24 protein-coding genes and 1 tRNA gene are annotated in these 24,247 nt (G+C 63.9%); 16 read left to right on the top strand and 9 right to left on the bottom strand.

Annotated elements, in window-relative coordinates; translation table 11 throughout:
• Nucleotides 1-39: 39 nt before the first annotated feature.
• Nucleotides 40-1,029, bottom strand: a complete 990-nt coding sequence (mshD, locus tag AC4D2M_RS02650; protein WP_490889736.1) for a mycothiol synthase — start codon at nucleotides 1,027-1,029, stop codon at nucleotides 40-42.
• A gap of 138 nt (nucleotides 1,030-1,167) precedes the next feature.
• Here mshD and AC4D2M_RS02645 point away from each other — a divergent pair, with 138 nt between their 5' ends.
• Entirely contained in the window at nucleotides 1,168-1,974 is an 807-nt protein-coding gene (locus AC4D2M_RS02645) for an alpha/beta fold hydrolase (protein ID WP_490889734.1), read from the top strand.
• A 175-nt stretch (nucleotides 1,975-2,149) separates the two neighbouring features.
• Here AC4D2M_RS02645 and AC4D2M_RS02640 read toward each other — a convergent pair whose 3' ends face one another.
• Entirely contained in the window at nucleotides 2,150-2,854 is a 705-nt protein-coding gene (locus AC4D2M_RS02640; RefSeq protein ID WP_490889732.1) for a winged helix-turn-helix transcriptional regulator, read from the bottom strand.
• Between the two features lie 250 nt (nucleotides 2,855-3,104).
• On the opposite strand from AC4D2M_RS02640, the gene AC4D2M_RS02635 reads away from it, so the two are divergent.
• The 4 genes from AC4D2M_RS02635 (at nucleotide 3,105) to AC4D2M_RS02620 (ending at nucleotide 6,176) form a co-directional block, all read left to right on the top strand.
• A complete protein-coding gene (locus tag AC4D2M_RS02635; protein ID WP_490889730.1) occupies nucleotides 3,105-3,839 on the top strand; it encodes a hypothetical protein in 735 nt (244 codons plus the stop codon).
• Between the two features lie 190 nt (nucleotides 3,840-4,029).
• Nucleotides 4,030-4,629 (top strand): heme-binding beta-barrel domain-containing protein, encoded by a 600-nt coding sequence (locus AC4D2M_RS02630; RefSeq protein WP_490889728.1) that lies wholly within the window; start codon nucleotides 4,030-4,032, stop codon nucleotides 4,627-4,629.
• Nucleotides 4,630-4,692: 63 nt separating this feature from the next.
• Nucleotides 4,693-5,778, top strand: coding sequence for a CAF17-like 4Fe-4S cluster assembly/insertion protein YgfZ (gene ygfZ / locus AC4D2M_RS02625; RefSeq protein ID WP_490889726.1), 1,086 nt, complete (start codon nucleotides 4,693-4,695; stop codon nucleotides 5,776-5,778).
• Complete coding sequence (locus tag AC4D2M_RS02620; RefSeq protein ID WP_490889724.1) at nucleotides 5,775-6,176, top strand: ankyrin repeat domain-containing protein; 402 nt, start codon at nucleotides 5,775-5,777, stop codon at nucleotides 6,174-6,176. The genes ygfZ and AC4D2M_RS02620 overlap by 4 nt, the downstream gene beginning before the upstream one ends.
• Here the strand turns inward: AC4D2M_RS02620 and AC4D2M_RS02615 are convergent.
• The 5 genes from AC4D2M_RS02615 to AC4D2M_RS02595 all read right to left on the bottom strand — a co-directional run bounded on the left by AC4D2M_RS02615 (nucleotide 6,173) and on the right by AC4D2M_RS02595 (nucleotide 10,042).
• Complete coding sequence (locus AC4D2M_RS02615) at nucleotides 6,173-6,910, bottom strand: GNAT family N-acetyltransferase (RefSeq protein ID WP_490889722.1); 738 nt, start codon at nucleotides 6,908-6,910, stop codon at nucleotides 6,173-6,175. The genes AC4D2M_RS02620 and AC4D2M_RS02615 overlap by 4 nt on opposite strands.
• A gap of 84 nt (nucleotides 6,911-6,994) precedes the next feature.
• Complete coding sequence (locus AC4D2M_RS02610) at nucleotides 6,995-8,020, bottom strand: 6-phosphofructokinase (RefSeq protein ID WP_490889720.1); 1,026 nt, start codon at nucleotides 8,018-8,020, stop codon at nucleotides 6,995-6,997.
• A 132-nt stretch (nucleotides 8,021-8,152) separates the two neighbouring features.
• Entirely contained in the window at nucleotides 8,153-8,395 is a 243-nt protein-coding gene (locus AC4D2M_RS02605; protein ID WP_490889718.1) for a PspC domain-containing protein, read from the bottom strand.
• A 64-nt stretch (nucleotides 8,396-8,459) separates the two neighbouring features.
• Entirely contained in the window at nucleotides 8,460-8,678 is a 219-nt protein-coding gene (locus tag AC4D2M_RS02600) for a hypothetical protein (RefSeq protein ID WP_490889716.1), read from the bottom strand.
• Complete coding sequence (locus AC4D2M_RS02595) at nucleotides 8,675-10,042, bottom strand: PspC domain-containing protein (RefSeq protein ID WP_490889714.1); 1,368 nt, start codon at nucleotides 10,040-10,042, stop codon at nucleotides 8,675-8,677. The genes AC4D2M_RS02600 and AC4D2M_RS02595 overlap by 4 nt, the downstream gene beginning before the upstream one ends.
• A 124-nt stretch (nucleotides 10,043-10,166) precedes the next feature.
• On the opposite strand from AC4D2M_RS02595, the gene AC4D2M_RS02590 reads away from it, so the two are divergent.
• Nucleotides 10,167-11,411: an ATP-binding protein gene (locus AC4D2M_RS02590; protein WP_490889712.1), complete on the top strand. Its 1,245-nt coding sequence runs from the start codon at nucleotides 10,167-10,169 to the stop codon at nucleotides 11,409-11,411.
• Nucleotides 11,404-12,054 carry a LuxR C-terminal-related transcriptional regulator gene (locus AC4D2M_RS02585; RefSeq protein ID WP_490889710.1) on the top strand — a complete coding sequence of 217 codons (651 nt, stop codon included), beginning with the start codon at nucleotides 11,404-11,406 and terminating at the stop codon, nucleotides 12,052-12,054. The genes AC4D2M_RS02590 and AC4D2M_RS02585 overlap by 8 nt, the downstream gene beginning before the upstream one ends.
• 140 nt (nucleotides 12,055-12,194) lie before the next feature.
• Here AC4D2M_RS02585 and AC4D2M_RS02580 read toward each other — a convergent pair whose 3' ends face one another.
• Nucleotides 12,195-13,427 (bottom strand): pyridoxal phosphate-dependent aminotransferase, encoded by a 1,233-nt coding sequence (locus AC4D2M_RS02580; RefSeq protein ID WP_490889708.1) that lies wholly within the window; start codon nucleotides 13,425-13,427, stop codon nucleotides 12,195-12,197.
• 283 nt (nucleotides 13,428-13,710) lie between these two features.
• Here AC4D2M_RS02580 and AC4D2M_RS02575 point away from each other — a divergent pair.
• From AC4D2M_RS02575 to rplL, 8 genes are all read left to right on the top strand, one after another.
• A tRNA-Trp gene (locus AC4D2M_RS02575) sits at nucleotides 13,711-13,783 on the top strand.
• A gap of 105 nt (nucleotides 13,784-13,888) precedes the next feature.
• Entirely contained in the window at nucleotides 13,889-14,149 is a 261-nt protein-coding gene (gene secE, locus AC4D2M_RS02570) for a preprotein translocase subunit SecE (RefSeq protein ID WP_490889706.1), read from the top strand.
• 59 nt (nucleotides 14,150-14,208) lie between these two features.
• Nucleotides 14,209-15,057: a transcription termination/antitermination protein NusG gene (nusG, locus tag AC4D2M_RS02565; protein ID WP_490889704.1), complete on the top strand. Its 849-nt coding sequence runs from the start codon at nucleotides 14,209-14,211 to the stop codon at nucleotides 15,055-15,057.
• A 119-nt stretch (nucleotides 15,058-15,176) separates the two neighbouring features.
• Nucleotides 15,177-15,605 carry a 50S ribosomal protein L11 gene (gene rplK / locus AC4D2M_RS02560; RefSeq protein ID WP_490889702.1) on the top strand — a complete coding sequence of 143 codons (429 nt, stop codon included), beginning with the start codon at nucleotides 15,177-15,179 and terminating at the stop codon, nucleotides 15,603-15,605.
• A 143-nt stretch (nucleotides 15,606-15,748) separates the two neighbouring features.
• Nucleotides 15,749-16,456 (top strand): 50S ribosomal protein L1, encoded by a 708-nt coding sequence (gene rplA / locus AC4D2M_RS02555; protein WP_490889700.1) that lies wholly within the window; start codon nucleotides 15,749-15,751, stop codon nucleotides 16,454-16,456.
• Nucleotides 16,457-16,584: 128 nt separating this feature from the next.
• Nucleotides 16,585-17,679, top strand: a complete 1,095-nt coding sequence (locus AC4D2M_RS02550) for a GNAT family N-acetyltransferase (protein ID WP_490889698.1) — start codon at nucleotides 16,585-16,587, stop codon at nucleotides 17,677-17,679.
• A gap of 273 nt (nucleotides 17,680-17,952) precedes the next feature.
• On the top strand, nucleotides 17,953-18,552 hold the full coding sequence (rplJ, locus tag AC4D2M_RS02545) for a 50S ribosomal protein L10 (RefSeq protein WP_490889696.1): 600 nt from the start codon (nucleotides 17,953-17,955) through the stop codon (nucleotides 18,550-18,552).
• Between the two features lie 60 nt (nucleotides 18,553-18,612).
• On the top strand, nucleotides 18,613-18,993 hold the full coding sequence (gene rplL, locus AC4D2M_RS02540) for a 50S ribosomal protein L7/L12 (RefSeq protein ID WP_490889694.1): 381 nt from the start codon (nucleotides 18,613-18,615) through the stop codon (nucleotides 18,991-18,993).
• Between the two features lie 77 nt (nucleotides 18,994-19,070).
• Here the strand turns inward: rplL and AC4D2M_RS02535 are convergent, their stop codons facing one another.
• Nucleotides 19,071-20,273 carry an acetyl-CoA C-acetyltransferase gene (locus AC4D2M_RS02535; protein ID WP_490889692.1) on the bottom strand — a complete coding sequence of 401 codons (1,203 nt, stop codon included), beginning with the start codon at nucleotides 20,271-20,273 and terminating at the stop codon, nucleotides 19,071-19,073.
• A gap of 422 nt (nucleotides 20,274-20,695) precedes the next feature.
• On the opposite strand from AC4D2M_RS02535, the gene rpoB reads away from it, so the two are divergent.
• Nucleotides 20,696-24,205 carry a DNA-directed RNA polymerase subunit beta gene (rpoB, locus tag AC4D2M_RS02530; protein WP_490889690.1) on the top strand — a complete coding sequence of 1,170 codons (3,510 nt, stop codon included), beginning with the start codon at nucleotides 20,696-20,698 and terminating at the stop codon, nucleotides 24,203-24,205.
• The last annotated feature ends 42 nt before the right edge of the window (nucleotides 24,206-24,247 follow it).

Below are 24,247 nucleotides of genomic sequence, written 5' to 3'. Positions count from 1 at the left end.
ACCTGCCGTGGGATGGCGGGTTCAGGCCCCTTTCCAACCTTACAAGTTGTCCGCCTGGTTGCCCGGCGCGTACATGACATCGACGTCCCATCGCGTGAAGCCCAGGGAGCGGTAGAGAGCCACGGCGGCGGTGTTGTCGGCGTCAACGTACAGCATGATGGCCTGCAGTCCGAGAGAATGCAGATGTTCGATCCCGGCGATCGTGAGCGCCTTGCCGAGTCCCATGCCCTGCGCGGAGGGGGTCACACCCACTACATAGACCTCGCCGATGGCGGGGTGCTTGCCGCTGCGGGGGTGCACTTTGGTCCAGTGGAAGCCGAGCAGCTGGTCATCCGAATCAGGGACCGCGAGTATCAGGCCCTTCGGGTCAAACCAGTCCTCAGCCATGCGCGCCTGCAGATCCTCGAGCGTCATGGCGCCCTGCTCAGGGTGGTGCGCGAAAGCCGCGGCGTTGGCCTCGAGCCACGCTTGTTCGTCACGGCCGGGTTCGAAAGCACGCAGGCGGACCCCATCCGGGATGACGGCGTCGGGCACCGTCGCTTCGAGCGCGGCGCGTGTCTGCCGCATCCGCCACAGTTCGCGTACGGGTGTGAACCCTGCTTTGCCGGCAAGTTCGACGGCGGCGGCGTGGTTGCCGTGCGACCACGCCCGCAGTTCCGGCAACTGATGGTCCTGCAGCGCGCGCACCAGGCTTGTGCCGACGCCCTGGTTTCGGTAGGTGGGCCGGACCACGAGTTCCAGCACCCCCGGTTGGCCCCCCGCGCGGGGAAGGCTGACGACGGCGACACCGGCCAGCTCCTCATCAGCGTCACCGGCGCTGACACCATCACTGGCATAGGTCGCGAAGACCAGCAGGGAGTCCGGGTGCTCCTGGGAAGCACGCAGGTTCACCAGTGTCTGTTCGGAGAGGGGCGGGTTGCCATCCGCATCCTCAGCGGCGCGGGCGAGGCCGACAATGTCCTCCAGCACCTCAGCGCGCGGAGCGCCGCTGATGGTGAGGATGGGCCAGGTGGATACTTCATCCGTCATGGGACTAAGCGTAGTGTGCGAGGCTCCCGACGCGGGTGAAATGAGGGATGACAGGCCACCGGCCTCCCGGTGACAATGGACGCAGGTTTCTTCATCCACAGCGTTGGAGGGTCGACAGTCTCCGGAAGGAAGGCGGCCATGACGGGTGTTGCAGTGAAGACCACGGCCGTGACCAGCCAGCTGAGACTTCCTTACGCAGAGGTCGGGGATCCGGACGGAATCGCCGTCGTGTTCGTGCACGCGTGGGTGGAGTCATGGCGGTATCTGCAAACCGTCCTCGAACGCCTGCCGCCGTTCATCCACGGATACGCTCCGACTCAACGCGGCCACGGCAACGCCGACAAGCCTCGCGACGGTTACCGGCCCGCTGACTTCGCCGCCGACCTTGTCTGCTTCATGGACTCGGTCGGGATTGGCCGGGCGGTCCTGGTGGGTGCCTCCAGCGGGGGACTGGTCGCTGAAACCCTGGCCGGCGACAGACCCGACCGGGTGTCCGGTCTGGTGCTCATCAGCACCCCGGCAAGCCTGGCCGGCAAGCCCGGCGTCACCGAAATGGAACAGACCATCGCGCTCCTCGAGGACCCGCTTGACCGTGCGTTCGTCGAGGACTTCGTGCGAGCCACGACCCCCGGGCACATGCCCGAGGAACTCCTCGAAACCATGGTCGAGGAGAGCCTTATGGCCCCGGCCCGGGTCTGGAAGGACACCCTGCTCGGGCTGATGAGCGCCGATCCCACCGCACTACTGGACCGAATCACCGCGCCGACGCTTCTGATCTGGGGTGACCACGACCCGTTCGTCCCGCGCCGCGACCAGGACATCATTGTCAATGGCATCCGCGACGCCAGGCTGATCGTGTATCCAGGTGCGGGTCACGGCGTCCATCTCGAGCAACCCGACCGGGTTGTCGATGACCTCGCCAACTTCGTCACCGATCTGTCCTGACCGCAGTCAGGACAGGTTTTGGCGGCATCGACGGCAATGCGTTAGGCTTTTCAAGCGCTCGAAAGAGAGCAACTGGGGGGATGTGCCAGTGGGGCACCCTCGATACGTTCGACCCGTATGTCCTCCACCAACAAAAAGAGACTCCCTCTCCGCGACGCGGTGGGGGAGTCTTTGTTTATGCCTGCTGGTTGACGGTGGAGTCATCCGGTTGCCGGCTCAGCGTGAACCGGTAGCCCACATTCCGCACGGTGCCGATCAGCTGCTCGTGGTCGGCGCCGAGCTTGGCCCGCAAACGACGCACATGGACGTCGACGGTCCGCGTGCCTCCGTAGTAGTCATAACCCCACACCTCGTGCAGGAGCTGGTCCCGGGTGAAGACCCGGCCGGGGTGCTGCGCAAGGTACTTCAGCAGCTCGAATTCCTTGTACGTGAGGTTCATCGGTTCGCCGCCCACCCGCGCGGTGTAGCTCGCTTCATCGATGACGACGCCGGAGGCATGGATCTCGCTCGACACCTCCTCGGCCGCGGTGTTGGCCCGCGAAATCACGAGTCGCAGCCGCGCCTCGACCTCTGCGGGGCCGGCGGAGTCGAGGACCACGTCGTCGGCCAGCCAGTTCGCGGCGACAGCTGCCATCCCACCTTCGGTGAGGACCAGCATGATAGGGGCGCTCAGTCCGGTGGCCCGCAGCAGCTGGGTCAGTGAACGGGCTCCCACGAGGTCCTTGCGCGCATCGATGATGACGACGTCGGACGGTTCAGTCTCAAGCAGGGCGGTGGGCTCTGCGGGGAGGATGTGCACCTTGTGGTTGAGCAACTCCAGTGCAGGGAGGATCTCCACGGACGAGCCCGGGCTGTTCGTCAGCATCAGGATGTGCGGCATGTGTCCTCCAGGGATTGGGACGCGCATCATCGGGCGGGCGCAACGGTGGCCGGGTGCCGCGGGCAGTGGGTTGTTCCGGCAGGCCCGCAGCGGATTCCGTTCAGTATACCGGTGTGATTCCTTGCACTCCGTAACATTCCACGGCCACCACGCTGTTCGGACATCGATCGGACAAGGGCGTACGCCGCATACGGGCTGCCGCTTTCGACGCCTCCCACATGGGTAGGGCAGTATTGCAGGGGTGAGAATAATGATGGCGGCACTTGTCGGGGCGGTCGCTCTGATCGCTATCGTCGGCGCCTCCTACGTGTCATTGGAGGTGAGCGCCGTCGTCGTCGCCGTTCTTATCCTGGTGGCGTCGATCGGGTGGCCTTACCTTTTGGGTGTTCCGGCACGCAAGAGCCAGTCCGCCGCCATCGCGGTCAGTGCGCTCGCCGCCTGCGCCGCTGCGTACCTGTCTCCCTCCGGAGCTGCGCTCATCTGGCTGCCGGTTGCGGTGGCGCTTGGTCTCGGTGCCGTCTTTCTCATTCAACTCCTCCGCGGTACAGGTCAAAGCCTCCGCCTCGAATCGACGCTGGGGGCCAGTTCCGGCGTTCTGATCATCGCCCTTGGTGCAGGCTGGATTGCGACGGAAAACCTCGGCATCAACGCAGGGACGTCCGGCGTCACGCTCGTCACGGGAATCAGCGTTCTGGTCGCGATCGCTGCAGCCCTGCTCCCATGGCCGGACCGGATGGTCGGGCCGCTCGGCGTTGTCCTCGCGGCGCTCGCCGGTCCGTTGTGCGCGTTGATATTCACCGACGTGGAGGGGCTGGCCGCGGGAATCATCGGTGCGGTGTGCGGCGCCGTCGTCATGGCTGCCCGGCGCCTCGTGATCAGCCGGGAGGAGCCCCTGGACACTGCGGCGGTCCTCGCAGTTGGAGTGGCTCCGATCCTGGGCATCGGATCGCTCGTGTACTTCCTTGAGCGCCTCCTGCTGGGTTGAGGCCCTGCCCACACGCCCTTCATAGTGGCGCGGGCAAAGGAAACACGGCGTTAGGATGGAAACATGTCACTACTTGCGCTGGAAATCTTCTTCATCTCGCTGCTGGTCGTCGCGGGGCTGGGCATGGCCGGTTTCGCTGCACTCGTCATTGCACGCCTGTACAAGGGCCAGAAGTAACCCACGCTGATCCATGTCGTTTGAGATCCCCACAGACCTGACGCCCGAGCTCGTTCCCCTGTCCTGGTTGCTGGGCACCTGGGAGGGCTCCGGTAGGTTGGGCGAGGGCAACGCGGATTCCGAACACTTCTTCCAGCGTGCCACCTTCACGCAGCACGGACTGCCCTACGTGCAGTACACGGCTGAGAGCTGGCTGACGGATGAAGAAGGAAACACCCTGCGCCCGCTGTCGGTGGAGACCGGCTTCTGGGCGCTGGACCGAAAACTGAACGACGCCGACGTCGGCCCCGGTCTGTCGCCTGCCGACATCGTGCCCGCGTTGAAGAGCGCCGACGAAGTTGAACAGTTCCGTAATGAAGCGGGCGGCTTCGACATCACGGCCACCATCGTTCACCCGGGTGGGATCGCGGAGCTGTACTACGGAAACATCAAGGGCCCGCAGATCCAGCTCACCACCGACCTCGTGATGCGTGGGCAGCACTCCAAGGACTACTCCGCTGCCACCCGGCTGTTCGGGCTGGTCAACGGGGACCTCTACTGGCGCTGGGACATTGCTGCGGACGGCAACTCGCTGGAGCCGCATGCGTCCGCGATCCTCCGGAAGACTTCCTGATTCTTCGGGACGGTCAGTGTCGCTCCCGGAATACCCCTCCCATCGAAGGACGTTGCTAACGGTATGACCTTCTCAAGCCCGCTTCTTTCCATGCCCGGCGCCGTGGCTGCCGGAGCACCCGATGAGGGCGTGGCAGCGCACTATGGCGATCCCCTCCGCGAACAGCGTTCGCTCGCCCGCGGGGAGGCCGTCGTCGATCTCTCTCACCGCGGCGTCGTTACCGTCTCGGGCCCTGACCGGTTGAGCTGGCTCAACACCCTCTCGTCGCAGCTGCTGCTGGACCTGGCTCCGGGTGAATCCACCGAGACGCTCCTGCTCACTGTGCAGGGCCGCATCGAGTTCAGCCCCAAGGTAGTTGACGACGGTGCAACCACCTGGCTTCTGACCGAGGGCTGGGAAGCCGCTCCGCTTGCGCAGTGGCTGGATCGCATGAAGTTCATGCTGCGCGTCGAGATTATGGACGTAACTTCCGACTGGGCAACGATCGGTTCAGTGAAGCCGGTCGAGCGCTTCAGCGGCAACATCACCTGGATTGATTCCTGGCCCCACGTCCGCTCGGGCGGGTACTCCTACAGCGTTGTCTCGGAGGAGACACACCCGGGTGCTGAGCGGCCCTGGCAGGAGTACCTGGTTCCCCGCACCGATCTCGCAGAAGCCGTGGATTGGCTCCAGCTGGCGGGCATGATGGCGGCCGAAGCCCTGCGCATTGCGGCCTGGCGGCCGCGCCTCGGCATAGAGACCGATGAGCGCACCATCCCGCACGAGCTTGACCTCCTGCGCACGGCAGTCCACTTGACGAAGGGCTGCTACAAAGGCCAGGAAACCGTCGCCCGGGTCCACAATCTCGGACACCCGCCGCGTCGGCTCGTCTTTCTCCAGCTGGACGGCAGCCAGCACACGCTGCCGGAACGGGGAAGCGGCGTCGTTGTTGGTGGACGTACGGTGGGTACCCTGACCTCCGTCGGTCAGCACTACGAGATGGGCGCTGTAGGCCTTGCGGTCATAAAGCGCAGCGTGGACCCGGCTGCCACCCTGGAGGTGGTTGACGGCGATGAACATTACGCCGCCGCCCAGGAACTGATCGTTGCCACGGACGCCGGCCATGTTGTGGGCCGTCCCACAGGACTGCTGAAAGGCGGCAGAGCATGACCGATCAGGAAACCCCGGATTCCTCAGCAGACGCAGCGATCGCCCTGGCTCACCGACTTCTGGACGCAGCGCGGGAAGGCGACGGTGCAACACTGCGCAAGTACCTCGACGCAGGTGTGCCGGCGACCCTGACCAACGCCGCCGGGGACAGCCTTGTGATGCTCGCTGCCTACAACGGTCACGCGTCCGTGGTTGCCGACCTGCTGGCCCGCGGAGCCGACGCAGACTCGGCGAACGACCGCGGTCAGACCCCTCTCGCGGGAGCAGTCTTCAAGGGGTACACCGACGTCGTTGCCACCCTGCTGGGTGCAGGAGCGGATGCCGACGCCGGAACGCCGTCGGCTCGCGCTGCGGCCGGCATGTTCGGCCGGCCGGAGATGCTGGAGCTCTTCGACTAACGCTGCTGCCCGGGGTCGCCTTCCAACACGACGGAGGTCTGGCTCCCGGCGTGGATGAATCCCGTGCTGATGGCCGTCCGATGTGAGGCTATGTTGTCCGTGCGCGCACGCCACTGCGGGATGAGCCCGGCAGCCATCGATTCCTCCACCGCGATCGACGCAGCGTAGGACGCGTATCCCCGGCGCCGTTCGGCTGGTGCCGTGAGCACCCCGAGGTGCGCGAGGATGCCCTCCCAGATGTCGTAGCCGGCGCCGGCGAGTAGGAGCAACGGGTCATGGGACTCGTCCACGAGCACACAGGTGTGCTCCATACCGCTCAATCCCACCTCGGCAACATCGTCCGGCGGGCAGAGCCGCTCCAACGCAACGGCGTGTTCGGGGTCGCTGCTGACGGGCGGCCCGTCGTCCGGGAAGGACGGCAGGGTGTCGCAGAAGTACAGGTTAGCTTCGCCGAGCCCTCGCCCGCCGTGCCGGCGGCTCATGGACAACAGCGTTGAGTGCTGTGCCAGCTCTGCCCCCGACAACCCCTTGGCCGCATCCAGGGCCCAGGTGGGCCCTACCAACGCTTCCTTCCCGAAGAGCGAGACGAAGGTAAGCAGCGGTGCAGTGTTGTCCTCGCGGTAGATGCGGTCAGGACCGCCGGCCATGGCGCCGTCGTCGAACCCCAGCAGCCTGGACCAGGCCAGCTGGATGATCGAAATGGTGCCGGGTTCGAGATTCATCTCGAGATTCATACAGCAACGTTAGCGCGATCGCGTGAGCCGCCTGAACTGACGGGGCCCGCCTGAACAGTGCGCAACGGAAGAGGATGGCTTGGCTTAACCGAAGAGGATGGCCGCCTCGTCGTAGCGGTGCTGCGGGACGCGCTTGAGGTTGCCCAGCGCTGCCTCGAAGCCCACGTGTGCAATCTCCGTGCCGTTGAGCGAGACCATGGTTCCCCACAGCCCGTCGATGACCGAGTCGACGGCGGCCATACCCAGGCGGGTCGCGAGCACACGGTCAAAAGCGGAGGGGACGCCGCCGCGCTGGATGTGACCGAGAATTGTGGCACGGGTTTCGATGCCGGTGCGTGCTTCAATCTCGGGAGCCAGCTGGTCGGCGATACCGCCCAGGCGGGGCCTGCCGAAGGTGTCCAGACCACGCTCGGAGTGCGCCTGCTCCATGTGGGACGGGACGAATCCCTCAGCGACGACCACCAAGGGTGCGCGGCCGCGGTCGCGGGCGTCGGTGACCCACTCGCAGACCTGTTCGATAGAGGTCTGCTGCTCGGGGATAAGGATGGCGTGCGCGCCGGAGGCCATGCCGGCGTGGAGCGCAATCCAACCGACGTGACGACCCATCACTTCAGCCACCATGCACCGGGAATGGGACTCACCGGTGGTACGGAGCCGATCGATTGCCTCGGTGGCGATCTGCACTGCCGTGTCGAAGCCGAAGGTGTAATCGGTGGCGTCGAGGTCATTATCGACCGTCTTGGGTACGCCCACGATCTTCAGGCCGGCGTCGGTGAGGCGCTTGGCCGCCGCGAGGGTGCCTTCACCGCCAATAGCGATCAGTGCGTCGATACCAAGCCGGTCAAGGGTGGCCTTGATTGCGTCGGGTCCGCCGTTGCCATCGAACGGATTGGTGCGCGACGTACCCAGGATGGTGCCGCCCTGCTTGGAGATGCCTCGCACCATGTGACGGGGAAGATCGATGATTTCGCCTTCAACAACGCCCCGCCAACCGTCCCTGAACCCCACGAATTCGAGACCGTCAGTTTTGATGCCCTTGAGGACAGCTCCGCGGATGACCGCGTTGAGCCCGGGGCAGTCGCCTCCGCTGGTGAGGATTCCGATCTTCATGTAAGGCGATTTCCAATCAATTGAGGACGGGTGAGTTGGTCAGGCGCCTCCTTGAGCCACGTATGATTCTAGACACACTGAACCGCCGCGGAGGTTTGTGAAGTCTCCCGCGGCGGAACGTGGCTCGTGCAATCAGCGGTTCGAGACCAGCTTCTCCAGCGCAATTGTGCCGTCCGTTTTGGGGAGCAGCAGCCAAAGCACTACATACAGTGGCGGCCCGATCACGGGCAGCAGGAAGCTGAGCAGGATGCCGATCCTCACCAGGCCCACGGGCCAGCCGAACTTCAGGGCAATTCCCGCAGCGATGCCTCCGAACCATCCGCCGGGTGCGCGCTTGATGGGGGAGGAGCGGAGAGCGTTGAAGAAAGGATTCATGGGTCCATGCTTTCGTATCGGTGAAGGGTTGTCACGGGAAGGCGTGATATCCGCCGGTGTGCACTTAGTTGCGGCGGTTCATTGAGAGGACTCCGCCCACTATGAGGGCCACGCCGGTGCCGACAAGGAGCACCATGACCACGAGCACGGGGTCCAGCACCAGGCCGGTCAGCTCGCCGGCCAGGACGAGCAGGCCAATGACAATGGCGAGTATTCCCCAGATGATGGTGCCGGCGCGGGGCCGGGCGTCGTCGTCGTGCTGGTTCGGATAGAGGGTGCTCATCGTTCCTGCCTGCTTTCGGTGTCCTGAAGTGCGTCTTCAGTAGTGGCGACGGTGATATGGCTGACCACGCCCCGCACGTCGAGGATGATGCGCGGGCCTTCCGCGTCCTCATTGAGGTGCAGGGTGCGGGGCTGCCAGAGACCGCCGACGCTCGCTGTGTCGTCGGCGGAGACAACCTCGGTTGAGCTGAGCGCCATCCGGGAGCGCACTTCAACCGGTATGCCGTCCGGAACGAGGATGCCGACGTTACCTGCTGCAGCGTTGACGGGAACGACGACGTCCTCGGTGATGTCCCCGAGGCCGGTCAGATCCACCCGGCCCTGTCCAACGACGACGGTGTAGCCCTCCGATGCCGGGCTGGCGGCGGTCATGGACCACCTGCCCTGGTCGGCGAGGACCCAGTTGCCCGTTGGCGGGGAGGATGACGAGATGATCGTGGCCACGATGCCCACAGTCGCCAGGAACCCCAGAGCCCCGGAGGTGCGTCCCCGGATGCCGAGCAGGACGATTCCAATACCCAGTACGACAACGCCGGTCGCCAGCGCGACGGCGATGACGCTGTCGCCGAGGTCGAGGAATCCAACGTAGTCAAGGACAAGCACCAGAGCCGCACAGAGGAGCGCCCCGCCAAGGAAGATTGCGACGTCGGCTCCCGTGGGCCTCGGTACCACCGGTTTGGGTGCGGTCTTGACTGAAGGTACTCCGGAACCGGCGGAACCGGCGGAACCGGCATAGCCGGCGTAAGGGTAGGTGGGGGCGGTAGCAGGCGAAAAGGCGTCGGTGGGAGCGCCGGCTGGGGCAGTGCCGGCCGGGGGCATGCCGGCTTCGCCGTCGATCCTGTTCCTGCTGGAGTTGGAGATCCAGTAGACAATGAACACCGCTACGCCGATCCAGAACAGGCTCCAGACGAAGCCGCCGAACCCGCCGGTGTTGCCGAAGAAGGGCGCGTCAGGACGCCACAGGCCGAGGAGAGATACCACCAGGGCGCCGGTCATGCCGGAGGTCCAGCTGCCGCGCGCAGCCGATTCGGCGTGGATGCGTCCGTCGGGCTCGGGCAGCAGCGCCCAGGCCAGTCCGTAGGCGAGGAGGCCGATTCCGCCGAAGATCGCGAGGACCACGAAGAGGCCGCGGACAAGGATGACGTCCAGCCCGCTGCGCACCGAGATACCGGTTGCTACGCCGCCGATCCAGCGGTCCTGGCCGCGAACGATCCTCAGGCTTCGCACCCAGCCGAAGAAGCCGGCGCCGGCACCGGGATCAATGCGCGTGCTTCCGCCGGGTGCCTCCGGGTTGGAGCCGGCCGGGGAATCCGGGGCGTCGTCGGAGTCCCGGGGGGAGGAAGGAGGGTCCTGATGCGGGTTCATATTTCCATCCTCATCCCGGGCCGCCGTTCCAACCATCGGGGCTGACCCTGAACCGCCCCTGACCTCCGGCGGGATTCCCCTGATAACAGGTACCACCGGGCCCTGACCGTGCTTGGATTGACTCATGAGACCCCCGCTGCTTCGCTCCAATGACGCCGTCATTGCGGGGGTCTGCGCCGGTCTGGCGGTCCACCTGGGAGTATCACTGAGGGCTGCCCGCATCGGGATGGTTGCGCTCTCGCTGGTGGGCGGTGCCGGCGTCGTTCTCTATGGCTGGCTGTGGCTGCTGGTTCCCACTGCGGAAGAACGACGACGGGGCGTGCCGACTCCCGCCGGCCTGCGGCTGGGCACGCCGGTCCTTGCGGGCCCGGAGTCGAAGACGGCGCGGTCCTTCGGTGCGGCCGGCGGACGCGAGGTGCTGATCGGCGTCGGACTCCTCGTGGTTGCTGCGGCTTTCGTCGCCCAGCAGCTCGGAGTGAATGTGCAGTGGGGCTGGCTGGTTCCGGTCGCTGTAGTGGCGCTCGGCGCGGTTCTCGCCTGGTCCCAGCTCGACGGGGCCCGCCGAACCAGGCTCATGAATCATGCAGGCGCTACCCGGGCTGAAGGTGTGGCGCGGCTGGCGGCGGGCCTGGTCCTGGTGATGGTCGGACTGCTGATCCTCGTTTCCGGCTCGCTGTCCTGGGAGTTCACCTGGCCGGTGCTCCTTGCAACTGCGGCGGCGGTTGGCGGTGTGGGGCTGGTGCTGGCGCCATGGGGCCTGAAGTTCTGGAAGGACCTCGAGGAGGAGCGCTCTGCACGTGTCCGTGAAACGCAGCGGGCAGAAATCGCCGCCCACCTCCACGACTCGGTGTTGCAGACGCTGGCTCTCATCCAGAACCGGGCAGCCTCGGAGCAGGACGTTGTGCGTCTGGCACGCGCCCAGGAACGCGAGCTGCGGCGCTGGCTCTATGCCGACTCCGCCGAGCGAACCGGCAATCTGGCGGACCGCATCAAGGTGATTGCTGCGGAAGTGGAAGAGGCCTACGGACATCCTGTCGACGTCGTGTCCGTTGGGGACACGCCCATGACTCCGCGCCAGGACGCCCTCGTGCAGGCAACACGCGAGGCCATCCTCAATGCGGCCGAGCACGCGGGCGGCCCCGTCTCGGTCTATCTTGAGGCAGGGACCGCCGGATCGGAGGTCTTCGTACGCGACCGCGGAGCGGGGTTCAATATGAACGAGGTGCCCGCTGACCGATTGGGGATCAGGGAGTCGGTCATCAACCGCATGCAGCGCCACGGCGGGACTGCGCGGATCCGCAGCTCGGAGGCGGGAACGGAAGTACAGCTGACCATGCCCCAAGAGGAAGCAGGAGCTATCCATGACTGAGCCGATCACCGTCGTCGTGGTCGATGACCACGCCATTTTCCGGTCCGGTGTGAAGGCGGACCTCGACGGACGTGTCGAGGTGGTCGGCGAGGCGGCCACGGTTGAGGAGGCGATCGCCGTCATTCGTGCGCAGCAGCCGCAGGTTGTCCTGCTCGACGTCCATCTGCCCGGCGGGAAGGGCGGCGGCGGTGCCGAGGTGATCGCCGGGTGCTCCGACGTACGACAGACCACCCGCTTCCTCGCCCTCAGCGTGTCCGATTCGGCCGAAGACGTGGTCACGGTCATCCGGGCCGGTGCGCGCGGCTATGTCACGAAGACCATCACGGGTGCCGACATTTCCGACGCCGTGCTGCGAGTGGCCTCGGGGGATGCCGTGTTCTCGCCGAGGCTCGCCGGGTTCGTTCTCGATGCCTTCGGAACCGCTGCCGTCGCGGCAGCCGAAAGCGAACTGGACCGGCTTTCAGCGCGGGAGCTGGAAGTGATGCGGTTGATCGCCCGGGGCTACAGCTACAAGGAGGTGGCGAAGGAGCTGTTCATCTCCATCAAGACCGTCGAAACCCACGTCTCAGCCGTCCTCAGAAAGCTGCAGCTCTCCTCACGGCACGAGCTCACCCGCTGGGCAGCCGAGCGCCGATTGCTTTAGCTCGGATGGCGGTGGCTGGGTGCATTACCCGACGGCCGCCGCGGACCCTGCCCGCTCCGCGATGCCCAACCACTCCGGGGCATCGCGGCGGCCGCCGGTCAACGCGCGTCCAGTGGCCGCCGCAGCGCAGCAGAAGCGAGTCAGCGCGCTTTGCCGAGGAACTCCTGGAGCCTGCCGACGCCCTCGGCTAGGTCGTCGTCTCCAAGCGCGTAGGACAGGCGAAGGAACCCGCTCGGCCCGAAAGCCTCACCCGGAACCACGGCCACCTCAACCTTGTCGAGAATCAGCGCTGCCAGTTCGGCCGACGTGGCCGGCCGTGCACCGGCGAGCTCCCGGCCCAGCAGCTCCCTGACGTCCGCATACGCATAGAAGGCACCATGCGGAGTCGGGCACTGGACACCGTCAATCTCGTTCAGTCCTGAAACCATGGCACGACGACGGCGGTCGAAGAACTTCTTCATCTCCTCCACCGCGGTCAGCGGCCCGGATACAGCGGCCAGAGCAGCCATCTGGGACACGTTCGCGACGTTCGACGTCGCATGCGACTGCAGGTTGGTGGCCGCCTTCACCACGTCTTTGGGTCCGATCATCCAGCCCACGCGCCAACCGGTCATGGCGTAGGTCTTGGCCACGCCGTTGAGGATCACTACGCGGTCACCCAGCGAGGGCGCAGCCGTTGCAATGGAGGTGAACGGAACGTCGTCGTACGTGAGGTGTTCGTAGATCTCGTCCGTGACCACCCACAGGCCGTTGGCCGCTGCCCACTCACCGATCTCCCGGACCTGTTCCGGCGAGTACACCGAGCCGGTCGGGTTGGACGGGGAAACAAAGAGCAGGATCTTCGTGCGGGGCGTCCGCGCCGCCTCCAACTGGTCGATGGTTGCCAGATAGGACTGCTCGGGGCCGGCGAAGACCTCCACCGGGACGCCTCCGGCCAGCCGGATGGCTTCGGGGTAGGTAGTCCAGTACGGGGTCGGGACCAGCACCTCGTCGCCTGGATCAAGCAGGGTTGCGAAGGACTCGTAAACTGCCTGCTTGCCGCCATTGGTCACCAGCACCTGTGCCGGGTCAACCTGGTAGCCCGAATCGCGCAGCGTCTTCTCGGCGATGGCCTGCTTCAGTTCGGGCAGCCCTCCAGCGGGGGAGTAGCGGTGGAACCGGGGCTGCCGCGCGGCGTCGACAGCTGCGTCCACAATGTACTCGGGCGTGGGAAAGTCCGGTTCGCCGGCGCCGAACCCGATCACAGGGCGACCGGCCGCCTTGAGCGCCTTTGCCTTCGCATCAACGGCGAGGGTGGCGGATTCAGCGATAGCGGCGATTCGCTGGGACACGCGTCCGTTGGAGTGCTGGGACAGGGCGTCAGCGGCAGTCATGGTCTTCCCATCAGTCGAGTTGGGTGGGTGTCAGGGTAGGTCCACACCAGCTTAGGGGTTCACCCCTGAACGAGACCTCCACGACGCGTTGAATGCCAGGTGAATGGCCTCCGGCACGGGCGCCAAGAAGCCTGCGCCCGGCCCGGTTCGACGTCGGGTCCCGGATTGCGTAGACTAGTTCCTCGGTGTTGAAGTCGCCATGATGGTTCATGCCCGCACCGCGGAATTCTGTACTACGGAATTTCCGCACAGGGCATCGGGCAACGGCGAAGCTTCACTCCAAAGGGTAGTGGCGCAATTGGTAGCGCAGCGGTCTCCAAAACCGCAGGTTGCAGGTTCGAGTCCTGTCTGCCCTGCGCATCACCGTCATGGTCAGCATGCGGCAGTGCGGCGTTGAACGCTCTATGAGTGATGGGTCAGTGCGGCCAGCTCAGGTACCTACAGGATTGGTGAGGTTGAAGGTGACCGATACGGCTGCGAGCAGCTCCAAGGGAAACCCCGCCGGCAACGAGAATCCGAAGCGTGGATTCTTTGGTCGAATCATCCTTTTTGTACGGCAGGTCATCGCCGAACTGCGCAAGGTGGTTGTACCCACCCGCAAGGAACTGATCCGGTTCACCATCACAGTCATGGTGTTCGTGATCATCATGATGCTCATCGTGACCGGGTTGGACTTCCTGTTCGGCACCGGCGCAGTGTGGGTCTTTGGCGGCGACAGCTAGTTTCTGCCCATCAGCGGCGGTATCGAGCAAGCACAGCAATCCAGAAAGCAGGCAGCTAGGTGTCCGAGCAAGAACTCGAACGACAGATCACAACCGACGAGGAAGATCTGGGTACCGAGGATCAGGTAACTGCAGCAGGTGCGGATGACGCCCCTGCTGATGCAGTTGCGCCCGCGGACAGTGATGGCTCCTCCTTCGCGGAGGATGCAGCTGACGAGCCTGCCGGGGACGCTGCAGAAGAGACAACCGGGGAGTCTCTTGAAGATGCAGCCGGCGCCGACGCCGATGAGGAGCAGGAACCCGAGGTCGACCCCGTCGCTGACTTCAAGGCCAAGCTGCGTCGCCAGGAGGGCGACTGGTACGTCATCCACTCCTACGCCGGTTACGAGAACCGCGTGAAGGCAAACCTGGAGACCCGTATCCAGACGCTGGACATGGAAGATTTTATCTTCGAGATCCAGGTGCCCATGGAAGAAGTCGTGGAGATCAAGAACACCACGCGAAAAATCGTCAACCGTGTCCGTATCCCCGGTTATGTGCTGGTGCGCATGGATCTCACGGATGAATCCTGGGGTGCCGTTCGCCACACTCCCGGCGTCACCGGATTCGTCGGCAACGCCCATGATCCCGTGCCACTGAGCCTCAACGAAGTGTTCTCCATGCTGGAGCACACCATTGTGAAGCCCGGCGCCGAGGCTGGAAAACCGGCACGTGCCCAGGCGACGCCGGCCATGGTGAACTTCGAGGTCGGCGAGTCCGTGACCGTCAACGAGGGCCCGTTCGAGACCCTTCCGGCCACCATCTCCGAGATCAAACCCGAATCACAGCAGTTGGTTGTTCTGGTGTCGATCTTCGAGCGCGAGACGCCGGTTACCCTCTCGTTCAATCAGGTAACCAAGATCCAATAGACTTCGTCTTCGTCGGGCTCGCTTTGGCCCGTCAGGACGGCCGACCGCCACGCCATGGCGGTCACCATCCACGGGACGCTCCTGTCCCGAGGAACGAAATGTAAGAAAAGGACCCTTTCATGGCCCCCAAGAAGAAGGTCACCGGCCTCATCAAGCTGCAGATCCAGGCAGGCGCCGCTAACCCGGCTCCTCCGATCGGTCCTGCGCTTGGCCAGCACGGTGTCAACATCATGGAGTTCTGCAAGGCATACAACGCCGCAACAGAATCCCAGCGCGGGAATGTCATCCCCGTCGAAATCACGGTGTACGAGGACCGCTCGTTCACCTTCGTTACCAAGACCCCTCCGGCTGCCGAGCTGATCAAGAAGGCCGCCGGCGTGCAGAAGGGTTCGGCTACGCCGCACACCGTCAAGGTTGCCAAGCTGACCCAGGCTCAGGTTGAGGAAATCGCCACCATGAAGATGGAAGACCTCAACGCCAACGATGTCCAGGCAGCGGCGAAAATCATCGCCGGCACCGCCCGGTCGATGGGCATCACCGTCGTCTGACGAGCGGACAACCGAACGCTGTCGTCCAACGGCGACAGCAACTAAAAAACCAAGAAAAGACAACCGTGCCGCACCGGCACGGGATGTCTGTGGCAGGGCCCAGCGCGGTCCGCAGACCACGACTGCATAAGGAGAAAGAGCAGATGGCAAAGCGCAGCAAAGCATATGAGGCAGCTGCCGCCAAGATCGACGCGAACAAGCAGTATGCGCCGGTAGAGGCAGTGGCCCTGGCGAAGGACACCAACCCTTCGTCGTTCGACGCAACGGTTGAGGTGGCTTTCCGCCTCGGTGTTGACCCCCGTAAGGCAGACCAGATGGTGCGCGGCACCGTCAACCTGCCGCACGGCACCGGTAAGACCAAGCGCGTCCTGGTTTTCGCAACCGGTGACAAGGCTGAAGCAGCAATCGCTGCCGGCGCTGACTTCGTCGGATCCGACGACATGATCGAGAAGGTAGCCGGCGGCTGGGTCGATTTCGACGCAGCTGTCGCCACACCGGACCTCATGGGCAAGGTCGGCCGTCTCGGAAAGGTATTGGGTCCCCGTAACCTCATGCCTAACCCCAAGACCGGCACGGTGACCCCCGACGTCACGAAGGCTGTCACCGACATCAAGGGTGGAAAGATCGACTTCCGCGTCGACAAGCACTCCAACCTTCACTTCATCATCGGCAAGGTGTCCTTCGACGCCCGCAAGCTCGCCGAGAACTACGCGATCGCGCTCGAAGAAGTACTTCGCCTGAAGCCGTCCGCCTCGAAGGGCCGCTACATCCAGAAGGCGACGGTTACCACCACCTTCGGGCCGAGCATCCCGGTTGACCCCAACGTCACCAAGGTTCTGGCAGATGCATAAGGACTGATCGAATAAAAGGCGGGTGCAGCAATGCTGCGCCCGCCTTTTTGTGTGTTCATGCGCCTGCGGATGCGCCTGCGCTGGGGAAGTGATTGACAGTTCCCAATCGGTGCACCATGATTCTTGTTATGACCACTACAGTGAGCATCCAGCCGTATGTGTTGCCCGAATCGCTGGCAGTCCCCGAGGCGCTCCCCTTCATCGCCGCTTCTGATCTGGGCAACCTCATCGAGCGGGAGGTGTGGGGTAACGAGGATCATTGCCATACGGTCGAAACGCGGTTTGAAAGCTCAAAGCCCGACGACTTTGAGGAACGCAGCATCTTCCTGGCTTACGAGGGGGGCCGGGTGGTTGGCAAGGCCGTGGTTGATGTACCTCTCAGGGACAACCTGCAGACCTGCTACTCGCTGGTCATTGTCCATCCGGAGTGCCGCAGCCAGGGATTGGGCACTGCTCTCTACGAGGCGGTTGAGAACCATGCGCGGTCATGCGGCCGGTCCACGATCATGGCGTGGACGGACCACCGGGCCGGTTTCGATACTGCCTCTGACGTGCTCATTCCGGCCACGGGCGCCGGAGCGTTCCCCGCGAAGTCGCTGCCCGCACGATTCGCCACAGGACACGGTTTCACCCTGGCGCAAGTGGACCGCTGCAGTCTCCTGCCTGTCGGCCGGGACAATGGCAGGCTGAAGGTGCTCGCCGCGGACGCGGCGCGGACCGCGGGACCGGATTACGCCGTCGTCGACTGGGTTGGTCACTGCCCGGGTGATCTGCTGGAGGAGTACGCCCAGCTGCGCAAAACCATGAGCACCGATGTTCCGCTGGGTGAGCTGGACTGGGAAGAGGAATCCTGGGATGGATCCCGCGTCCGTGAGGACGAGGGCCGTCTGGTGCGCCAGGCCGGAAGCAGCCTCGTCCGGGCGGTGCTGCACAAGCCGAGTGGCAGGCTGGTGGGCCACACCATCCTGGAGAGGCGCGGGGAGAAGCCTGACATCCTGTATCAGGAAGACACTCTGGTGCTGTCCTCGCACCGGGGGCACCGCCTCGGGATGTGGCTCAAGGCCGCCAACCTGCTCGCCGTCGTCGACGTCTGGCCGGAAGTGCAACGCATCTACACCTGGAACGCAGAAGAGAACAGACACATGCTGGACGTGAATATCGAGCTGGGATTCAGTCCCGTTGGCTATACGGCGGCGTGGCAGAAGAAACTGAAGACTTCGTGATGTCACAGGGCGGGGCTGCCGATTTGGCCGCCCCGCCGCTGTCCCGTAAGCTTGTAGCACCAAAGACCGTCGGTCGATGAACACCCCAAGCCTGAATTTCTGTTCAGCTTTGCGGTGTCCATCTGAAAGTTCCCGTCAGGGCGGCCAGCGCAGGTGAACGAAGCTCTTCCTTCCGCAGAACATCGCGTTCTGCCCAGGTCTTGCCCCGTGCATCTGCGCGGGGCGTTTTTTATTGGAACCGCTCACCGGCACCAATACCCCGGAAGGAGGGTTATGGCAACGCCAACAAAGGTTACGGCCGTGGATGAGATCACAACTGATTTCAAGGAATCCACTGCTGCTGTCCTAACCGAATACCGTGGGCTCTCCGTTGCACAGCTCAAGGAACTGCGCCGATCGCTCGGTGCGGAAACCAAATACGCTGTCGTCAAGAACACCCTGACTGGCATTGCAGCCAAGGAAGCCGGCATCGATGCGTTCGATGGCCAGCTTGCCGGCCCCACTGCAATTGCTTTCATCAAGGGTGACGCAGTTGCTGCGGCAAAGAGCCTGACGGATTTCGCAAAGACCAACCCACAGCTCGTCATCAAGACCGGTTACTTCGAGGGCAAGGCCCTCGACGCTTCGGCGGTAGCCGCTCTTGCTGCTCTTGAGTCGCGTGAGTTCCAGCTGGCCCGTGTTGCTGGTGTCCTCAAGGCACCCATGTCAGCACTTGCCCGCACCGTCGATGCACTGCGCATCAAGTTGGAGGAGAACGGGGACGCTGCACCTGCGGCAGCCGCCGAAGCTCCCGCGGCAGAGGAAGCACCCGCAGCAGCGGATGCCGCTCCTGTCGAGGCTGCCGAAGAAGCAGCTGCCCCCGAAGAGAAGTAATTCTCTCACCCACCAAACTCCCGGTGCCGCGCGCACCATATCAGGAAGGATGCTTTTGCCATGGCGAAGCTCACCAACGAAGAGCTCATTGAAGCCTTCAAGGAACTGTCCATCATCGAACTCTCGGACTTCGTAAAGCTGTTCGAAGAGACATTCGACGTTACCGCTGCTGCTGTTGCAGTTGCAGGCCCCGCCGGTGGCGGCGCAGGCGAAGCTGCTGAGGAAGAGAAGGACTCCTTCGACGTCGTCCTCGAAGCAGCCGGCGACAAGAAGATCGCAGTCATCAAGGAAGTTCGTGCCCTCACCTCGCTGGGCCTGAAGGAAGCCAAGGACGTTGTCGACAGCGCCCCCAAGGCTGTCCTCGAAGGCGCCAACAAGGAGACGGCAGAGAAGGCCAAGGAAGCCCTCGAGGCCGCCGGCGCCACCGTCACCCTCAAGTAAGTTCCTCGAACTTCACAAAACAGCCCCGGAACCAGCTGGTTCCGGGGCTGTTTTGTTGTCTCTGTAAGTGGTCGTGTTTAGCTGCGGTAGAGCAGCAGCGCCTCGCCCTGGCCGCCGCCGCCGCAGAGGGAGACCGCAGCCTTGCCGCTGCCCCTGCGCTGCAGTTCCATTGCGGCGTGAAGTGCAAGCCGGGCTCCGGAAGCACCGATGGGGTGACCGAGGGCGATCGCTCCGCCGTGAATGTTGCACTTGTCGAGGGGCAGGTCGAGTTCCTTGAGTGATTGGCACGCAACGGACCCGAAGGCTTCGTTGATCTCCACAAAGTCGAGGTCGTCGGTGGTCCATCCCGCGCGTTCCAGCGCCTGGCTGATTGCCCGTGAGGGCTGGGAATGGAGGGAGTTGTCTGGGCCGGCTACCTGGCCCGGGCGCCCGACCACGGCGAGGACCTCCCAGCCGTTGGCCTCCGCGTTCCGGCGGGAAGTAAGCACCAGCGCGGCCGCGCCGTCGGACAGGGGAGAGGAGTTCCCGGCGGTGATGGTGCCGTCCTTGGCGAAGGCCGGCTTGAGCCCCGCGAGGGTCTCGACAGTGGTGTTGGGCCGCACACCTTCATCCGTGGACACGACGAGGTCATCGCCCTTGCGCTGCGGTACGTGCACAGGGACGATCTCGTCTTTGAAGACGCCGGATTCAGTGGCAGCGGCTGCACGCTGGTGCGATAACGCTGCTACCTCGTCCTGGGCTGTGCGGTCGATGCCGAGCCCGGTGTTGCCGCGCTCGGTTGAGGCACCCATCGATTCCTGGTCGAAAGCGTCAGTGAGGCCATCGTGGGCAACGGAGTCAACGGCCGGCATGGTCCCATAGGTCCAGCCCTGGCGTGCGCCCGGCAGCAGGTGCGGGCCGCGCGTCATGGATTCCTGACCGCCGGCGACGACGACGCTCGCCTCGCCGCTGCGGATCAGCCGGGCGGCGTCGATGACCGCGGTGAGGCCGGAGAGACAGACCTTGTTGAGCGTGACGGTCGGGACATCCCAGCCGATACCCGATTTGATGGATGTCTGCCGTGCTGGGTTCTGGCCGCAGCCGGCCTGCACCACGTGGCCCATGATCACGGAATCCACATCGGCGGCTGCGACGCCGGACCGCTCGAGGGCTCCGGCAACGGCGAAGGTGCCAAGTTCGACTGCCGTGAAGGCCGCCAGTTGTCCATTGAGTCGGCCTGTGGGCGTGCGCGCACCTCCCACGATGACGACGTCCTGGGGGTCTTGCTCGAGGCTGTTCATGGGGTTTCCGCTCGCTTTCGTCGTTGAATTGCATGCATGGCGCTACCTATGCCTCTATTTTCAAGGCTACCGGAGGGTAGTTCTATTCCAGCTAATGAACATTCACTGAAACTTCTTCTCCACCTTCCCTCCGTGGCCCCCTCCATGGCCGATGCCCCACTCAACCCATATACCACATCCGGTTGGACATTGTCGCTACCCTGACGTACAGTAGATATTTGCGTCTTCCCTCATAACCTCAGCCTTCATATAGCGGTGGGCTTTGCCACGCGTTCTTCATTTAACGGATAGTCCCGTCGGTTTCCCTAGTCGGTTTCCCTGTGGGTTGTTTCCGGTGAGCGAATGCAGGCGTCAGGTTGGCACCGACACGGTGCGGGGAGTGATCGTAAGAACACGCCTGTTGGTCTGTGGAAGGATCCCTCTTGGTCGCCCCGAGCACCTCACTTAATGCAACCGCTACCAGCCAGGTCGACGCCGACGGCGCCGCACCCCGGCTTTCATTCGCAAAGATTCACGAACCGCTGGATGTTCCCAATCTTCTCGCCCTTCAGACAGACAGCTTTGACTGGCTTGTCGGCAACGAGCGCTGGAAGGCGCGAGTAGAAGAGGCGCTGGAGCAGGGCCTCCAGGGCGTGGCCACCACCTCTGGCCTGGCTGACATCTTTGAAGAGATCTCTCCGATCGAAGATTTCCAGGGCACCATGTCCTTGAGCTTCTCGGAGCCTGAATTCGCTGACCCGAAGTACACCATGGCCGAGTGCAAGGACCGCGACGCAACCTACGCGGCGCCGCTGTACGTCAAGGCCGAGTTCATGAACAACAACACGGGCGAGATCAAGCAGCAGACCGTGTTCATGGGCGACTTCCCGCTGATGACGGAGAAGGGTACGTTCGTCATCAACGGCACCGAGCGTGTCGTTGTTTCCCAGCTCGTTCGTTCCCCGGGTGCCTACTTTGAGCGCACCGCGGACAAGACCAGCGACAAGGACATCTTCAGCGCGAAGATCATCCCCTCGCGCGGTGCCTGGTTCGAGCTGGAAATCGACAAGCGCGACCAGGTCGGCGTACGCCTCGACCGCAAGCGCAAGCAGTCCGTTACCGTTCTCCTGAAGGCGCTCGGCTGGACCGAAGGCCAGATCCTCGAGACGTTCGGCGAGTACGACTCGATCCGCGCGACCCTCGAGAAGGACGCCACGGAGACCCAGGAAGATGCCTTGCTGGACATCTACCGCAAACTCCGTCCGGGAGAGCCGCCCACAGTCGAGGCTGCCAAGACGCTGCTGGATAACCTGTACTTCAACTCCAAGCGCTACGACCTCGCCAAGGTTGGCCGTTACAAGATCAACCGCAAGCTCGGCATCGACAAGAACCTGGGCGATTCCGATGCCTCGGTCCTGAACATCGATGACATTGTCGCGATGATCAAGTTCCTGGTTGCCCTCCACGCCGGTGAGACCACCCTGACGGGCAAGCGCGACGGCGAAGACGTCGAGCTGCGCGTTGAGGTTGACGACATCGACCACTTCGGCAACCGTCGTATCCGCGCTGTCGGTGAGCTCATCGAGAACCAGGTCCGCACCGGGCTGTCCCGCATGGAGCGCGTTGTCCGTGAGCGGATGACCACGCAGGACGTCGAAGCGATCACTCCGCAGACCCTGATCAACATCCGTCCCGTGGTCGCCGCGATCAAGGAGTTCTTCGGAACCTCCCAGCTGTCGCAGTTCATGGACCAGAACAACCCGCTCGCCGGCCTGACGCACAAGCGTCGTCTGTCCGCGCTGGGCCCGGGTGGTCTGTCCCGTGACCGCGCCGGCATGGAAGTCCGTGACGTCCACCCCTCGCACTACGGACGTATGTGCCCCATCGAAACCCCTGAAGGCCCGAACATCGGTCTGATCGGTTCGTTGGCGTCCTACGGCCGGATCAACACGTTCGGCTTCATTGAGACCCCGTACCGCAAGGCCGAAAACGGCATTGTCACGGACCAGATCGACTACCTCACGGCAGACGACGAGGTCGAGCGACTGATCGCCCAGGCAAACGCGCCGCTCGATGCGAACGGCAAGTTCGTCGAAGACATGGTCCTAGTCCGTACCCGTGGTGGTTCCGGCGAGCCTGTGCTGGTCGCAGCGTCTGACGTTGAGTACATGGATGTCTCCCCGCGCCAGATGGTGTCGGTCGCTACGGCGATGATTCCGTTCCTCGAGCACGACGACGCCAACCGTGCGCTCATGGGCGCCAACATGCAGCGTCAGGCTGTTCCTCTTCTCCGTTCCGAGCGTCCCCTCGTGGGAACTGGCATGGAAAGGAACGCCGCTGTTGACGCCGGTGACGCCGTGACTGCCAACAAGGCCGGTGTGGTTTCCGAGGTTTCGGCTGACCTGGTGACGGTGCTGAATGATGACGGTACCGAGACCAACTACCCGATCATGAAGTTCGCACGCTCCAACCAGGGCAACGCCTACAACCAGCGCGTGCTGGTTGCAGAGGGCGATCGCGTCGAGTACAACACGATCATCGCCGACGGCCCGTCGACCGATCAGGGTGAACTGGCACTCGGCAAGAACATGCTGGTTGCGTTCATGTCCTGGGAAGGCCACAACTTCGAGGACGCGATCATCCTGTCGCAGCGCATCGTCTCCGACGATGTTCTGACCTCGATCCACATCGAGGAGCACGAGGTCGATGCCCGTGACACCAAGCTTGGTGCCGAGGAAATCACGCGTGACATCCCGAACGTCTCCGAAGAGGTCCTTGGTGCCCTCGACGAGCGCGGCATCATCCACATCGGTGCAGAGGTTGAAGCAGGAGACATCCTGGTCGGCCGTGTTACTCCGAAGGGTGAAACGGAACTGACCCCGGAGGAGCGCCTGCTGCGCGCCATCTTCGGTGAGAAGAGCCGCGAGGTCCGCGACACGTCCCTGAAGGTTCCCCACGGCGAATCGGGCACCGTTATCGGCGTCCGTATCTTCGACCGCGACAACGACGACGAGCTGCCCCCGGGCGTCAACCAGCTGGTCCGCGTCTACGTTGCCCAGAAGCGCAAGATCACCGACGGTGACAAGCTCGCCGGCCGTCACGGCAACAAGGGTGTCATCTCCAAGATCCTGCCGATCGAGGACATGCCGTTCCTCGAGGACGGAACCCCTGTAGACATCGTCCTGAACCCGCTGGGTGTTCCAGGCCGTATGAACGTCGGACAGGTTCTCGAGATCCACCTCGGCTGGGCTGCCAAGCAGGGCTGGAAGATCGAGGGCGAGCCCGAGTGGCTCAAGAACCTTCCGGACCTTCCGCGGGAGATCTCCTCGACCACCGTTGCAACCCCCGTGTTCGACGGCGCCACCGAGGACGAGATCGTCGGCCTGCTCGGTTCCACGAACGTGACCCGCGACGGACACCGCCTCATCGGCGAGTCCGGCAAGGCGCGCCTGTTCGACGGCCGCTCCGGCGAGCCGTTCCCGGATCCGATCTCCGTCGGTTACATGTACATCCTGAAGCTCCACCACCTGGTGGATGACAAGATCCACGCCCGGTCCACCGGCCCGTACTCGATGATCACGCAGCAGCCGCTGGGTGGTAAGGCACAGTTCGGCGGACAGCGCTTCGGTGAGATGGAAGTTTGGGCCCTCGAGGCCTACGGTGCGGCCTACACGCTGCAGGAACTCCTGACCATCAAGTCGGATGATATCCACGGACGCGTCAAGGTGTACGAGGCAATCGTCAAGGGCGAAAACATCCCCGAACCGGGTGTTCCGGAATCCTTCAAGGTTCTGATCAAGGAAATGCAGTCGCTGTGCCTGAACGTGGAAGTCCTCTCCACCGACGGCACCACGATTGAGATGCGTGACTCGGATGAAGAAGTCTTCCGGGCCGCGGAAGAACTGGGCATCGACCTCTCACGGGCCGAGCCGAGTTCTGTCGAAGAGGTCTAGCCGTTCACGCGCCGAACCGGCGTTCGAACGCGGCCAACGAAA

This window comes from Arthrobacter sp. TJ-270 (assembly GCF_058269075.1).
The sequence above is the reverse complement of the archived record's forward strand: the minus strand, read 5'-3'. Positions and strand labels throughout refer to the sequence as shown.